15 protein-coding genes and 1 pseudogene are annotated in these 13,330 nt (G+C 32.2%); 9 read left to right on the top strand and 7 right to left on the bottom strand.

Going from position 1 to position 13,330, the window contains the following annotated elements:
* The first annotated feature begins 1 nt into the window (after position 1).
* The 4 genes and pseudogenes from J3S90_RS05805 (at position 2) to nadD (ending at position 2,551) form a co-directional block, all read left to right on the top strand.
* Positions 2-862: a YicC/YloC family endoribonuclease gene (locus J3S90_RS05805; protein WP_210645384.1), complete on the top strand. Its 861-nt coding sequence runs from the start codon at positions 2-4 to the stop codon at positions 860-862.
* 128 nt (positions 863-990) lie between these two features.
* A complete protein-coding gene (gmk, locus tag J3S90_RS05800) occupies positions 991-1,569 on the top strand; it encodes a guanylate kinase (protein ID WP_210645382.1) in 579 nt (192 codons plus the stop codon).
* Between the two features lie 121 nt (positions 1,570-1,690).
* Positions 1,691-1,944: pseudogene (locus J3S90_RS16185) on the top strand (four helix bundle protein).
* Positions 1,945-1,969: 25 nt separating this feature from the next.
* Positions 1,970-2,551 carry a nicotinate (nicotinamide) nucleotide adenylyltransferase gene (nadD, locus tag J3S90_RS05790; RefSeq protein ID WP_188049415.1) on the top strand — a complete coding sequence of 194 codons (582 nt, stop codon included), beginning with the start codon at positions 1,970-1,972 and terminating at the stop codon, positions 2,549-2,551.
* On the opposite strand, the gene J3S90_RS05785 is transcribed toward nadD, so the two are convergent.
* Positions 2,552-3,448 carry a LysR family transcriptional regulator gene (locus J3S90_RS05785; protein WP_210645380.1) on the bottom strand — a complete coding sequence of 299 codons (897 nt, stop codon included), beginning with the start codon at positions 3,446-3,448 and terminating at the stop codon, positions 2,552-2,554. It lies immediately after the preceding gene.
* A gap of 86 nt (positions 3,449-3,534) precedes the next feature.
* Here J3S90_RS05785 and J3S90_RS05780 point away from each other — a divergent pair, with 86 nt between their 5' ends.
* The 4 genes from J3S90_RS05780 (at position 3,535) to J3S90_RS05765 (ending at position 7,035) form a co-directional block, all read left to right on the top strand.
* Entirely contained in the window at positions 3,535-4,305 is a 771-nt protein-coding gene (locus J3S90_RS05780; RefSeq protein WP_210645378.1) for a type 1 glutamine amidotransferase domain-containing protein, read from the top strand.
* Positions 4,306-4,310: 5 nt separating this feature from the next.
* On the top strand, positions 4,311-5,474 hold the full coding sequence (locus tag J3S90_RS05775) for an iron-containing alcohol dehydrogenase (protein WP_188049412.1): 1,164 nt from the start codon (positions 4,311-4,313) through the stop codon (positions 5,472-5,474).
* Positions 5,475-5,790: 316 nt separating this feature from the next.
* Positions 5,791-6,786, top strand: coding sequence for an NAD(P)H-dependent glycerol-3-phosphate dehydrogenase (locus J3S90_RS05770; protein ID WP_210645376.1), 996 nt, complete (start codon positions 5,791-5,793; stop codon positions 6,784-6,786).
* Between the two features lie 33 nt (positions 6,787-6,819).
* A complete protein-coding gene (locus tag J3S90_RS05765; protein WP_210645374.1) occupies positions 6,820-7,035 on the top strand; it encodes a hypothetical protein in 216 nt (71 codons plus the stop codon).
* Positions 7,036-7,145: 110 nt separating this feature from the next.
* Here J3S90_RS05765 and J3S90_RS05760 read toward each other — a convergent pair whose 3' ends face one another.
* The 3 genes from J3S90_RS05760 to J3S90_RS05750 form a co-directional block, all read right to left on the bottom strand.
* Positions 7,146-7,553, bottom strand: a complete 408-nt coding sequence (locus J3S90_RS05760) for a hypothetical protein (RefSeq protein ID WP_188049409.1) — start codon at positions 7,551-7,553, stop codon at positions 7,146-7,148.
* A 182-nt stretch (positions 7,554-7,735) separates the two neighbouring features.
* Positions 7,736-8,755: a phenylalanine--tRNA ligase subunit alpha gene (pheS, locus tag J3S90_RS05755; RefSeq protein WP_188049408.1), complete on the bottom strand. Its 1,020-nt coding sequence runs from the start codon at positions 8,753-8,755 to the stop codon at positions 7,736-7,738.
* 111 nt (positions 8,756-8,866) lie between these two features.
* A complete protein-coding gene (locus J3S90_RS05750) occupies positions 8,867-9,223 on the bottom strand; it encodes a hypothetical protein (protein WP_188049407.1) in 357 nt (118 codons plus the stop codon).
* Between the two features lie 147 nt (positions 9,224-9,370).
* Between J3S90_RS05750 and J3S90_RS05745 the strand changes: the two genes are divergently transcribed.
* Positions 9,371-9,877 carry a CvpA family protein gene (locus tag J3S90_RS05745; RefSeq protein ID WP_210645372.1) on the top strand — a complete coding sequence of 169 codons (507 nt, stop codon included), beginning with the start codon at positions 9,371-9,373 and terminating at the stop codon, positions 9,875-9,877.
* Between the two features lie 66 nt (positions 9,878-9,943).
* On the opposite strand, the gene J3S90_RS05740 is transcribed toward J3S90_RS05745, so the two are convergent.
* From J3S90_RS05740 to J3S90_RS05730, 3 genes are all read right to left on the bottom strand, one after another.
* Entirely contained in the window at positions 9,944-10,687 is a 744-nt protein-coding gene (locus J3S90_RS05740; RefSeq protein WP_210645370.1) for a tetratricopeptide repeat protein, read from the bottom strand.
* Between the two features lie 106 nt (positions 10,688-10,793).
* Positions 10,794-12,539: a BatD family protein gene (locus J3S90_RS05735; RefSeq protein WP_210645368.1), complete on the bottom strand. Its 1,746-nt coding sequence runs from the start codon at positions 12,537-12,539 to the stop codon at positions 10,794-10,796.
* Positions 12,540-12,559: 20 nt separating this feature from the next.
* Complete coding sequence (locus tag J3S90_RS05730; RefSeq protein ID WP_210645366.1) at positions 12,560-13,318, bottom strand: tetratricopeptide repeat protein; 759 nt, start codon at positions 13,316-13,318, stop codon at positions 12,560-12,562.
* Positions 13,319-13,330 lie beyond the last annotated feature (12 nt).

Below are 13,330 nucleotides of genomic sequence, written 5' to 3'. Positions count from 1 at the left end.
TATGATACAATCGATGACAGGTTTTGGGAAAGCAAGTTTGCAATTACCATCCAAAAAAATAACAGTAGAAGTAAAATCCCTAAATAGTAAAGGATTAGACCTTAATGTAAGAATGCCTTCGCTGTATCGCGAAATGGAATTGGGTTTGCGCAACCAAATTGCTTTGAAATTAGAAAGAGGAAAAGTAGATTTTTCTGTTTTTATCGAAAGTACTGCTGAACAAACTTCGACAAAAGTAAATGTGCCTATTGTAAAAGGATACATCAATCAATTGCGAGAAGTATATTCTGATGCTGATGAAACGGAATTGATGAAAATGGCGATTCGTATGCCGGATACGATGAAAATAGAACGCGACGAAATTGACGAAAATGATTGGGTACAAATCCAAACAGTTATTGAAGAAGCGCTACAAAACATCTTGACTTTTAGAAAAGATGAAGGAATGTCTTTAGAAAAAGAATTTCAATTGCGTATTGGTAATATTCGACAATATATGACCGATGCTTTGGCTTTAGATCCGGAACGTGTTCAGGCCATTAAAGATCGTTTGCAAACGGCAATTGCTGAACTAAAAGTAAACGTTGATGAGAATCGTTTTGAACAAGAATTGATTTACTATCTAGAAAAACTAGACATTACCGAAGAAAAAGTACGTTTGACAAATCACCTAGATTATTTCCTAGAAACTATCAACGGAACTGAGGCAAATGGTAGAAAACTAGGTTTTATCACTCAAGAAATGGGTAGAGAAATCAATACGATGGGTTCGAAATCCAATCATGCTCAAATGCAAAAATTAGTCGTTCAGATGAAAGACGAATTAGAGAAGATAAAAGAACAGGTTTTAAACGTATTGTAATAATTATATACTAGACGCGATTTATCGAGTCTTTTTTATTACACTCGATTTAAAAAATTACACTAGTAAAACATAAATAAAACAAACTGATTTATAACAATTAGTTAAAAACGCATAAAAAAATAAGCATGAACAAAGGAGGTAAATTAATTGTATTTTCGGCACCATCTGGATCTGGAAAAACAACTATCGTTAAACATTTATTAGCGCAAGATGATTTAAATTTAGAGTTTTCTATTTCGGCTGCATCTCGCGACGCCAGAGGCGAAGAGGTAAACGGAAAAGATTATTATTTTATATCGACAGAAGAATTCAAAAAACACATTAAAAATGATGACTTTCTAGAATGGGAAGAAGTGTACCGAGATAATTTTTATGGTACATTAAAAAGTGAAGTAGAACGCATCTGGAGCCTTGGAAAAAATGTGATTTTTGATATTGATGTGGCAGGTGGATTACGAATTAAGCATAAATTTCCCAACGAAACGCTGGCTGTTTTCGTTAAACCACCAAGTATTGATGAACTCAAAATTCGTTTAAAAAAACGCTCCACCGAAAGTGAAGATAAAATCAATATGCGTATTGCCAAAGCTTCGGTTGAGTTAGCAACTGCACCACAATTTGATGTTGTTATTAAAAATTATGATTTAACTATTGCACTAGAAGAAGCACATCAATTAGTAAAGGATTTTGTAGATAAAAAATAATATTAGCTTAAGATAGTAGAAATAAAATCATAAAAAGAGTTATTGATTTTGCAAAAAGGAATTAGAATTGTCTGTTAGTATATCAGCTAATAATATCATTTCCTAAGAAGAAATATATGCCTTGGCAAGTCAATTGAAAAGGGCTTTCGTTTCTAATCCATCAAATATTGCAGAAGGTTATGGTAGAAATACTCAAAAATCATTTAGTCATTTTTAGATTTATGTAGAGGTTCATTATTTGAAATAGAAACTCAGTTACTCATTATTAATGAACTTGGTTTTATAATAGATCAACCTTTTTACAAAGAAATATTGGGACAAATTGAGAAAGAATCTAAGATGATAAATTCTTTTTCAAAAATGTTCAAAAAATAATTACTAATTACTATTTACTAGGATAATGAAAATAGGACTATACTTCGGAACTTTTAACCCCATTCATATTGGGCATCTGATTATTGCCAATCACATGGCAGAATATTCTGATTTGGATCAAATTTGGATGGTAGTTACGCCTCATAATCCCTTGAAAAAGAAAAGTACTTTGCTAGATGATTCTCATCGTTTGCAAATGGTACATCTTGCTTCCGAAGATTTTCTAAAAATAAAACCTTCCGATATCGAATTTAAATTATCACAACCTAATTATACCATAAATACACTAGCTCATTTACAAGAAAAATATCCCAATTATGAATTTTCTCTTATTATGGGTGAGGATAATTTAAAGTCTTTACATAAATGGAAGAATTACGAAGTCATTTTAGAACATCATCAAATTTATGTGTATCCAAGAATTTCAGAGGAATCTGAAAATTTAGAATTAAAGAATCATCCAAAAATTCACCTTATTGACGCACCGGTTGTCGAAATATCATCAACTTTTATTCGGGATAATATTAAAAAAGGAAAAAACGTGCAGCCATTATTACCTAATAAAGTTTGGGAATATATTGATCACAATAATTTTTACAAAAAATAGTTAGGCCAAAGCATTTTTTAATTCTATTTCAATTTTTTCGAAAATAGTATTTAAATTGTCTTTTTTGGCTGATAAAAGAAAAACTTCTGTACTTGGCATTTCTTTACTATTCCACAATAAATGAATTTTTTTATCGGCAATAAAATTCCGAGCATTAATATCCCAAACTACTGAAACTCCCAAATTCCTAGAAAGTATCTCTATCATTTCGTGTTCTGAAGGAATGATATAATTAGGAACCATCGAAGGTCGTTTTTTATTAAAAACATGCAACCAAAATAATTTGATATGCGGAATTCCAGCATCATGACTGAACCATTTTTGATCGTTTAACCAACTTTCGGTTGCATTAAAATCTTTATTCTTAATGTTCAGTTTTAATAAAGAAACCTCGAGAGCCGAAGAACCAACAATAACCTGTTTGATTTTTCCAACATTTTTCTGAATGGTATCAAAAGTGTCATATTGTTTGGTAACAATGGCAAAATCTAACTTCTTTGAATCGACCAATTCGAATAATTGGTCATTTTCATGAAAGCTAAAATCGATAAAATCAAATTTTGAAAGCAGTACACTTCCTAAACTGATCATGAAGTGTTTTGATATCCCTACTGAAATTAATCTATTGGCATTGAATGCTTTCGCTCTAAAACCGTTTTCTACATTTTCCAATCGGTCCAGCGCCTCAATGATCAAATTATTAAGTAACTTAGCATATTCGGTTGGTTCTACTCCTTTAGATTTCCTATTAAAAAGCTTGTAGCCCACGTGCGCCTCCAACATTCCTATTTGCTGACTAACCGCTGGCTGACTGATAAAAAGTTCTTTGGCTGCCAATGAAAAATTACCGTTTTTATAAACTGATTTAAAAGTTCTGTACCATTCTAGATTGACCATGATATAAATATATTTATCACAAACATAATTTAAATTATTTTTACTAATAACATATTCGCTGTAAATTTGTACTTAGAAAATATAACATGAAAAAAATTGCCTTATTTACCATTGTAGCATTAACCGTAAGTTGTCTAAACGCAACTGCACAGAAAAAAAATAAAAAAGATATGAAAAAAGTATTATTTGTACTTACTAGTCACGATAAACTAGGAGACACTGGAGAAAAAACAGGATATTGGACAGAAGAATTTGCAGCACCTTATTATGAATTAGCTGATAAAGGAGTTGTTATAGATATTGCAACACCGCTTGGAGGTCAACCACCAATTGATCCAAAAAGTGAAGATCCAACTGCAGCAACAGAAGACACTAAAAGATTAGACCAAGACACTGCTGTTCTTGCAAAACTAAAAAACACTTATAAATTATCTGATGTGAATCAAGCAGATTATGATGCAGTTTTTTATCCTGGAGGTCATGGACCACTTTGGGATTTAGCAGAAGATAAAACTTCAATTGCATTAATTGAATCATTTTATACCAATAAAAAACCAGTAGCTTTTGTATGTCACTCTCCTGGTGCATTGAAAAATGTAAAAGTAAACGGTGAATATTTAGTAAAAGGAAAAAAAGTAACTGGTTTTTCAAATGCTGAAGAAGAAGCAGTAGGATTAACTAAAGTAGTTCCTTTTTTATTAGAAGACGCTTTACAAGCTAATGGCGCAAGTTATTCAAAAGTTGGAGACTGGCAACCTTACGCAGTAGAAGACGGATTGCTTATCACAGGGCAAAACCCAGCTTCATCTAAATTGGTTGCAGAAAAATTATTAGCTCAATTGAATTCAAAAAAATAATAACTATGTTAAATTTCGAATTATACAACCCAACCAATCTAATTTTTGGTAAAGGACAAATTGAAAAATTAGCGACCTTAGTTCCACAAGGAGCAAAAATATTAATGACTTATGGTGGTGGAAGTATTTTTAAAAATGGAATCCATGCACAAGTTATAGAAAACTTAAAAGGTTTTGAAATAGTTGAATTTGGTGGCATCGAAGCAAATCCTCGTTTTGAAACTTTAATGAAAGCAGTAGCTGTAGTTAAGGAGCAAAAGATTGATTTTATTCTTGCTGTTGGTGGTGGATCTGTAATTGATGGAACTAAATTCATTTCGGCTGCAGCACAATTTGATGGAAATCCAATGGACATTCTTCAAAAACGCTTATTGATCAAAGATTTATCTAAAGTAATTCCTTTTGGAACCATTTTAACTTTGCCTGCAACTGGAAGTGAAATGAATTCTGGATCTGTGGTAACAATTGAGGCTACACAAGAAAAATTAGCTTTTGGTGGTTCAGCATTATTTCCAAAATTCTCTATATGTGATCCAACTGTAATTGAATCTTTGCCAAAAAGACAATTGCAAAACGGAGTTGTAGATGCTTACACGCATGTATTAGAACAATATCTAACTTATGTGCATGAAGGTTTCCTTCAAGATCGTATTGCAGAAGGTATTTTGCAAACTCTACTTGAGGTTGGACCAAAAGTAGTAGAGAACCCTAAAGATTATGCGTTGGCATCTAATTTTATGTGGAGCTGTACTATGGCGCTAAACGGTTTAATTCAAAAAGGAGTTCCTTCAGATTGGGCAACTCACATGATTGGTCATGAGTTAACCGCTTTATACGGTATTGATCACGCTAGAACTCTTGCAGTAGTAGGACCAAACTTATATCGAGTAATGTTTGAAACTAAAAAAGGTAAGCTAGCACAATACGGAAAACGCATATTTAATTTGACGGGTACAGAAGATGAAATTGCTACTCAAGCTATTGAGAAAACAGTTGCATTCTTCCATACGATGGGAATGGATACAAACCTTTCTGATTACACAAAGGAATACGATAAAACAGCTGATTTTATCGTAAAACGTTTTGAAGAGAGAGGATGGTTAGGATTGGGTGAAAAACAAAATATCACTTTAGATAAAGTTAAATCTATTGTCGAAATGAGTTATTAACTCGCTTAAATCTTGACTGTAAATTTCAGTGCAAAATAAAAAGGCGTCTTCCAATTTTAATGGGAGGCGCCTTTTAAAATTCAAAATATACTAACTAACTAATTCAATTCGGATTTTTTTGTTAAATTAAATAACAATATATAAAGATAACGAAATATCACTAACTATATTGCTTAAAAAATTGAAAATTAGTGTTTTAAATTTAAAATATTGTGAAATTACACCTTAAACCCTTATGATATCTAGAGTATCCCTTTCAATTTAATTTGTTTAATTAGTACTTTTTTAATTACTTTTGATTAAATTCAATAAAAAAATGACTGAGAATAAAAAATTTGCAGTAATTGGTGGTGGTAGTTGGGCAACTGCGATTGCAAAAATGTTGTGCGTAAATCTTTCTGAAATTTCGTGGTACATGCGAAATGAAACTGCAATAGAGCATATTAGAACTCACAAGCATAATCCAAATTATTTAAGTTCAGTTGAATTTGATATTAAAAAATTAAAACTGACTCATGACATCAATGAAGCTGTAGCTTATGCTGACTATATCATCTTTGCTATTCCTTCTGCTTTTTTGAATGATGAATTAAAAAATCTAACTGTTTCCCTACAAGATAAAATTATTTTTTCTGCAATTAAAGGAATCGTTCCAGAAACAAGCTTAATCGTTGGAGAACATTTTCATGTAAAATATGATATTCCGTATTACAATATCGGAGTAATAACAGGACCTTGCCACGCAGAAGAGGTTGCTTTAGAACGTCTTTCTTACTTGACTATCGCTTGTGGTGATCCTGACAAAGCAAAAGTGGTTGCTAAAAATTTATCTGGCAACTACATCAAGACTAAAATTACTGATGATATTATAGGAACTGAATATGCTGCAATGCTAAAAAACATTTACGCAATAGCGGCAGGAATTGCACATGGTTTAGGGTATGGAGACAACTTTCAATCCGTGTTGATGAGTAATGGGATTCGTGAGATGAAAAAATTCATCAAAAAAGTGCACAAAATGAAACGAAACATTAATGATTCAGCTTATTTAGGTGATTTATTAGTAACCGGTTATTCTATATTTTCTAGAAATAGAATGTTTGGAAACATGATTGGAAAAGGATATACGGTAAAATCTGCTATGATGGAGATGAGCATGGTTGCCGAAGGATATTATGCCGTAAAAAGTGCTTATAAACTCAATCAAGCTTATGGTGCAAATACTCCTATTATTGATGCTGTATATTCCATTCTGTACGAAGGAAAAGAAGCTAAAACTGTTTTTAAGAAATTAACGGATAAACTAGATTAAATCTTTAAGAAACTAAATAGTAAAAAAAATAGGATGACTGAAAGATGGAAATATCAGATTAAAATGGGCGGTATCTGGGGCGTATTCATGTCCTTATTCATGCTCTTATTTGACCTAAAAACAATTTCGGTTTCTGAGCAACTATCTCAAACTAGTTTTTATATTCGCGCTGCAACTTTCATTATCCTAGGGATTTTTGTATTGGGCTATATTACTTGGAAATCTAAAACCAAACAGCAAAATCGCTAGATATTTTTTTTTATTACTGCAGAAAATAAAACCAAACAAGATTTTATTCATTTAAAGTAAGAGACGCTTTCAAGTTACAAAATTGTAGAGCATATTTTATTCGAAATAGTCTATCTTACAATAACACCATCAATAAATAAAATAGGCACTTCTTCAACATCGGTCTCGTTTATAGAATTTGCCTTAAAGATGAACTTTTTGTCGTATAATTTATTGTCCATAAAGAAAGTTACCATAAACTCATTATTAAGTACTAAAACGCTTTTCTCTATCATTTCTATTTTGACTACTGAGACAGCGGGAACTTCAACAAAAGCATGACGCAAGAGCGATGTTTTTTTCATTTCACCGTCAATAGTTCCAAAAGCTTTAGAAACAACCATAACGCTTTCTATAAGAAAATCACTGTCGTTTACCAAATAGGCATACCACACTTTTTCCATAAAATCATCACTCCATTCTTGAACTACAGCAACGAAAACATTTTCTACTTCGGGAATAATGATGTCTTTTTTCATATTGTTTGAGTAAAAGGAAGCAATAAAAAAATTGATTCTTTAATTAATAATGTGAGGTTTTGAAAAGTAAAATTTTCTTGAAACCGAGGTTCCCTAGCCCAGATGGAAGCGACATCCTTTTTATAAGTCGATTTTTATCGCCTTATAAAAAGATATAGTGTACAGCTGGAAATAGCTTCTAATTAAATACTAGATTTAAATTGCTCTAAGAAACGAACATCGTTCTCGTAAAACATACGAATGTCACCAATTTGATACAGTAACATGGCAATTCTTTCGATTCCCATTCCAAAGGCAAAACCGTTGTATTCATCAGGATTGATACCGCAGTTTTTCAGCACATTAGGATCGACCATTCCGCAACCCATGATTTCTAACCAACCTGTTCCTTTGGTAATTCTATAATCAGTTTCTGTTTTCAGACCCCAATAAATATCAACCTCAGCACTAGGTTCTGTAAATGGGAAATAAGAAGGACGTAAACGGATTTTAGATTTCCCGAACATTTCCTTAGTGAAATATAAAAGTGTTTGCTTTAAATCAGCAAATGAAACGTCTTTATCGATGTACAAACCTTCCACCTGGTGGAAAATACAGTGCGAACGCGAAGAAACGGCTTCATTACGGAAAACTCTTCCTGGAGAAATGGTTCTAATAGGCGGTTTATTGTTTTCCATGTAACGCACTTGCACGGATGAAGTGTGCGTACGAAGCAAAATATCTGGATTTGTTTGTATAAAAAAGGTATCCTGCATATCACGTGCCGGATGGTATTCTGGCAAGTTTAAAGCAGTAAAATTGTGCCAATCGTCTTCGATTTCTGGTCCTTCAGAAACGTTGAAACCGATGTTAGAAAAGATATCTACAATTTGATTTTTTACCAATGAAATTGGGTGACGAGAACCAATAATACTTGATTCAGGAGAACGCGTTAAGTCACCATAAAACCCCTTACTTTCCTCTTTACTTTCTAAAGATTCTTGTATGGATTTTACCTTTTCTTCAGCAGAAGTTTTTAGCAAATTAATTACTTGTCCAAACTCTTTTTTCTGGTCATTAGGAACATTCTTAAATTCAGCAAAAAGTTCTTTTAAAAGTCCTTTACTTCCTAAGAATTTGATACGAAAAGCTTCTAATTCGGCTGTGTTTTGAGTTGAGAAAGCTTGTGCTTCACCAATATATTCTTTTATCTTGTCTATCATTTTCATTCAATAATTGAGAGTGCAAAAATAAGTAATTTGTTCTGAGTTTACTCTTTAAAATTTCTAGTTTTTAAAGTAAAACAGTAATCTATAATCGTTATTCAAAAAAAATTACTCAATTACTTCTCTTTCAAGAAAATAATTCACAATGGCTTCTTTCATCAAAACTGATTGTTCTCCCGCTTTTAGTGGCGGCAACTCCTCTTTTACTTTGTAATGTGGCCAGCCTTCCTCATCAAAATATTCGAATTCATAAAAACCATATGGTTCTAATAAGCGACAAATAGCGATGTGCATTAGGTTTAATTTTTCATCTTTTTTGTATTCTCTATGCACTTTACCGAGTTCTTGTACTCCAATTAAATAAATAATGGCGTCTAAATCTAAATCCTCTCCTTGTGAAAATTGTTCCGAAAGTATATGTACAAGCTGTTCCCAGCGTTCTTTAAGTTGTGTGTCTCTTGACATGTTGATTTGTGATTGCAGATTAATATTTTTTGAGTTTGATTTTCCAAAAAACAATCTATTATTTGCGCAAAGATAAGAACTTGAAAATTGGCATTTGATGTTGAAGTATTCTTTTATATTTGTGCTCGCAATAAATTATAAATTACAATGGGATTTTTAGATATTATTTTGTGTGCTTTACTGGTATTTGCTTTCTATAAAGGCGTTGTTAACGGTCTTTTTGTCGAATTGGCTTCGCTGATTTCATTAATCCTTGGGATATATTTTGCTATTAAATTTTCTTCTTTCATGAAGAATATCTTAATTGGTTTTGTAAAATGGAATCCCAATACTATTCAGATTGTTGCTTTTATACTTACGTTTATTGTAGTGGTTCTAGTCATTCATCTTTTAGCAAAATTCTTAACAGGCATAGCTAATTTTGCATTTTTAGGATGGTTAAATAAACTTGGTGGAGGCTTTTTTAGAGTACTAAAAACTATTCTGATTGTAAGTATTGTTTTTTCTGTTTTTGAAAAAATAAATTATAATAATTATTTAGCCAAAAAAGAAACGCTTGACAATTCTGTGTTTTACAATCCTATACAAAAAATTGCAGGTTACTTTTTCCCTTCCATTAAAAAAGGATATGAGGAAATGAAGAAGAAAGCTTAGGTATTAAATTAAAGCTTCCAGCCTTTCAAAGGCTGGAAGCTTTGAAAGGCTGGAAGCTTTGGACTTTTACTTTACTTCTTTGATGGAGCTACTTTCTATCCAACCCTCTGATCCATCTGTAAGTTGAATTTTTTTCCATTTCCCAATAACTTCCTCTACATAAACTTTTGTTCCTTCATGTAACAAAAACAATGGTTTCCCACCGTCTCGAGGTTCGCTTTTTACATTAGCCATTTCTGCAAAAATAATTGCCGGTTTCTCCGTATCAAAATATTTTTTTTCAAAAATCGCTGAGGATACTGTTATGAGCATGAGTAAAATTGCTAGAAACATTCCTATAAAAAATAGGCGTTTCCATACTGTGATTTGTAAAAAATAATAACCTATAAAAAATAATAAAAATAATGTTGCTAATCCTATGGTTGCCCATGCCCAAGTGTTGTAATGATAAATTCCTGTAAAGTCACGAACTAATTTAGCAAAGCCAACTTTAGGAATAACTTTGATTTCATCGATGGTTCTTTTATTCGCAAATTTTAAATTATTTTGGCTTTCCTGATCCTTTGGATTCAGCACTAATGCTTTTTCGTAGTAATAAATAGCTGGAGCCACTTTATTTAATTTGTAATAGGTATTGGCTAAATTAAAATAAAGCTCAGCAGAATGTTGATTGCTGTTTAAAACACTTTCATACGCAACAGCGGCATCCGCATAACTCCCTTTTTCATAAAGAGTATTCCCTTTTTCGAAGCCATTTTGAGCAAAGAAAAATTGGGTTGAAAGTAAAAATAGGTATAATATGTTTTTCATTTTATTTCTTTTTGCCACAAAGACTTTATTTCTCTATTTATTTAAATATTCAATTTTAAAAAATAACTTGTATTTACTAAAATGTTAAGACTTAATAGCTAATTCTTTATATCTGTTTTTCTAATTCAGAGATTATTAAAACTGCTTGATCAAAATCATGTTGTATTGTAGCACTTGAGGAAGGCGCATAACGAGCAACCTCGCAGTTTTCTGTCAATACAATAAACGCATTTACGGTTTCTTGATTCGCATTTCGAGACAATAGTAACTCTTGAATATTATCTTTACTCATTTCTGAGGTTTCAATATGTAATTTTGCCTTTAGAAAATTGTGCATTGCTTTCTCTAATGCGATATAGAATAATTCTTTGTTCTTAATTTGTTTTTTGGCTTCTGATAAATATTTTTTAGCCAATTTATTATTCATACGAATTCTATTGCCACTAATATCGCCAGCCAAGGCCTCTTTTTTATTCTTGTATAAAACAATTAATGGTAAAAGTAAAAACGGTATAAACAGTAATAATAAGAATAAATTTGAACCAAAGAAATCATTTTTTTCTATCGCAATCAATTGCGTCTTTTTCTTAATAGAAGAGAAATGTTCAATGTCAGCAATTTTATTTTTATTACCTTTATTTGATGTCGAATCAACAGGAACAGCACCTTCTAGAACATTAATCATTATCTCAGGAGAAGTAATGGTTTTATACGTTTTTGAACTCAAATCGAAATATGAAAACTGCAATGGTTTTACGGGATAATTCCCTTTATACTGTGGAACTATCGTATAACTATCGGATGATTTTCCGTTCATACCAGAAAGTGGAGTACTAATATCTTCGCTATGCACAGCATCATACATTTCTAGCGCATTAGGCACTTCTGGTTTTGGTAAACTAAATAATTTTAAGTTTCCTTTTCCGGTTACACTTACCACTAAATCTAGACTTTCGCCATTTTTTAAGTTGTTTTTAGAAGGCGTTACTTTAAAATCAAAGTTCCCTACAGCACCACTAAAATTATCAGGTTTTCCAGCTTCAGGTAATGGTTTTACATTAATAACCTTAGTTCCGGCCGATACTCTTTTGCTCGTTTCAGTCAGCACCATTCTACCAAACATATCCCTACGATTGGAAGGTAATTGCACATCAATCTCTAATGATAAAGGCTCAATTTTAAGTTTTCCTGATTTCTGTGGATATAAAACTACTTTCTTGAGTACCACGTAGCGATAGTTTTGTCCTCTAAACAATCCTTCCTCCGCTTCAAGTTGTTTAATTTCAATATTTTGACTCCAAAAGTCATTGTATTTTGGCTTGCTTAACTCTCTAAAATTAGAAATTCCAACATTTGCAAAATACAGTTTGTAAATTACCGTTGTAGGTTCGTTTACATACAAATTATCTTTGGATACATCTGCAACCAAATATAGATTTTCATCAGCAGTTATTTGTTGCGTATCATTAGGATCTCTTGGCTGTTCTTGAGCAGCAGTAACGATAATTTTTATAGGCGCTGTTCTATAAATTTGACCATTATATTCTATGGCTGCAGGCTTAATAATAAATGTTCCTTTTTGATTTGGCACTAAAAAATAGGAATATGCTTTTTCAAAAGAGCTTCTTCCGTTTACCCATGATTGGCTCACTTGCTGACTAGGTCCGGCAATAATTCTAAATCCCTCGAATGAAGGTTGTACAAAATTATCGCCATCAACATTCATCATAAAGTCAATACGCAATCTTTCGTTTAAGGCTACTGTAGTTTTACTAACTCGAGCTTCAAATTGAACTTGCGCACTAAGAGAACCGCATACCAATAAGACAATTGCTACTAAATATTTTTTCATTTTCAAAGTATGAGATTGAATTACCAATCCTTTTCTGTTTTAACCGGTTTTCCTTTTACTTTCTGAGCGTTCACTTTATCTTGAACTTTCTTTTCTTCTTTATTCACGGCATTCAAAAGATTTTCTAAGCGCTCTTTAGAAATCCCACCTGGAGTTGGCTTAGGCTCTCCTTTATCATCTTGTTTAGGATCATTTTTCTTTTTATCCTGATCACCTTTGTCGTCCTTCTTATCCTTATCTTGGTCTTTTTTGTCTTTTTCGCCGTCTTTTTTATCCTGCTTCTTGTCTTTGTCTTTATCCTTCTTGTCGTCTTTTTTCTTATCATCCTTTGGAGGATTGTCTTTCAACATTTTTTTTGCTAGAGCATAATTATATCGGGTTTGCTCGTCAGTAGGATCATTTCGCAATGCATTTTTATAAGCTTCCACTGCCTGCGTATAATCTTTCTCATTCATAAAAACATTTCCTAAATTATGAAAGGCGCGATGCTTCTCTTCCCTAGTTTTTGAGTTTTTTAATGCTTTTGCATAAGCAAATTTTGCTTCTGAGGATTGTTTTTGCTTATAAATACTGTTTCCAAGATTGTAAGGCGCAGTTGCTTTATTAGGAAACTTAGAATCTGAAATCCTATAATCTGCCTCAGCGTCTGCAAAATTACTCTCTGCGTATTCCTTATTTGCTTTAGGCAAAACTCGATCTTTCTCTTGCGCATACAATCCAGCAGTTGCCAAACTTGCGAACATAAAAAAAGTCAGTATGATAGTTTTAAATCTTTTCATTTATTGTGTCTA

This window comes from Flavobacterium flabelliforme (assembly GCF_017948675.1).
Taxonomy (GTDB): Bacteria; Bacteroidota; Bacteroidia; order Flavobacteriales; family Flavobacteriaceae; genus Flavobacterium; species Flavobacterium pygoscelis.
Note: the sequence above shows the minus strand (reverse complement) of the source record. Positions and strands in the feature narration are given on the sequence as shown.

Excerpts from the sequence above, each read along its gene's own strand:
- J3S90_RS05730 (WP_210645366.1), bottom strand. The coding sequence starts at position 13,318 with ATGAAAAGATTTAAAACTATCATACTGACTTTTTTTATGTTCGCAAGT.
- J3S90_RS05805 (WP_210645384.1), top strand. The coding sequence starts at position 2 with ATGATACAATCGATGACAGGTTTTGGGAAAGCAAGTTTGCAATTACCA.
- nadD (WP_188049415.1), top strand. The coding sequence starts at position 1,970 with ATGAAAATAGGACTATACTTCGGAACTTTTAACCCCATTCATATTGGG.
- J3S90_RS05780 (WP_210645378.1), top strand. The coding sequence starts at position 3,535 with ATGAAAAAAATTGCCTTATTTACCATTGTAGCATTAACCGTAAGTTGT.
- J3S90_RS05770 (WP_210645376.1), top strand. The coding sequence starts at position 5,791 with ATGACTGAGAATAAAAAATTTGCAGTAATTGGTGGTGGTAGTTGGGCA.
- J3S90_RS05735 (WP_210645368.1), bottom strand. The coding sequence starts at position 12,539 with ATGAAAAAATATTTAGTAGCAATTGTCTTATTGGTATGCGGTTCTCTT.
- J3S90_RS05760 (WP_188049409.1), bottom strand. The coding sequence starts at position 7,553 with ATGAAAAAAGACATCATTATTCCCGAAGTAGAAAATGTTTTCGTTGCT.
- J3S90_RS05785 (WP_210645380.1), bottom strand. The coding sequence starts at position 3,448 with ATGGTCAATCTAGAATGGTACAGAACTTTTAAATCAGTTTATAAAAAC.
- pheS (WP_188049408.1), bottom strand. The coding sequence starts at position 8,755 with ATGATAGACAAGATAAAAGAATATATTGGTGAAGCACAAGCTTTCTCA.
- J3S90_RS05745 (WP_210645372.1), top strand. The coding sequence starts at position 9,371 with ATGGGATTTTTAGATATTATTTTGTGTGCTTTACTGGTATTTGCTTTC.
- J3S90_RS05775 (WP_188049412.1), top strand. The coding sequence starts at position 4,311 with ATGTTAAATTTCGAATTATACAACCCAACCAATCTAATTTTTGGTAAA.
- J3S90_RS05750 (WP_188049407.1), bottom strand. The coding sequence starts at position 9,223 with ATGTCAAGAGACACACAACTTAAAGAACGCTGGGAACAGCTTGTACAT.
- J3S90_RS05740 (WP_210645370.1), bottom strand. The coding sequence starts at position 10,687 with ATGAAAAACATATTATACCTATTTTTACTTTCAACCCAATTTTTCTTT.
- J3S90_RS05765 (WP_210645374.1), top strand. The coding sequence starts at position 6,820 with ATGACTGAAAGATGGAAATATCAGATTAAAATGGGCGGTATCTGGGGC.
- gmk (WP_210645382.1), top strand. The coding sequence starts at position 991 with ATGAACAAAGGAGGTAAATTAATTGTATTTTCGGCACCATCTGGATCT.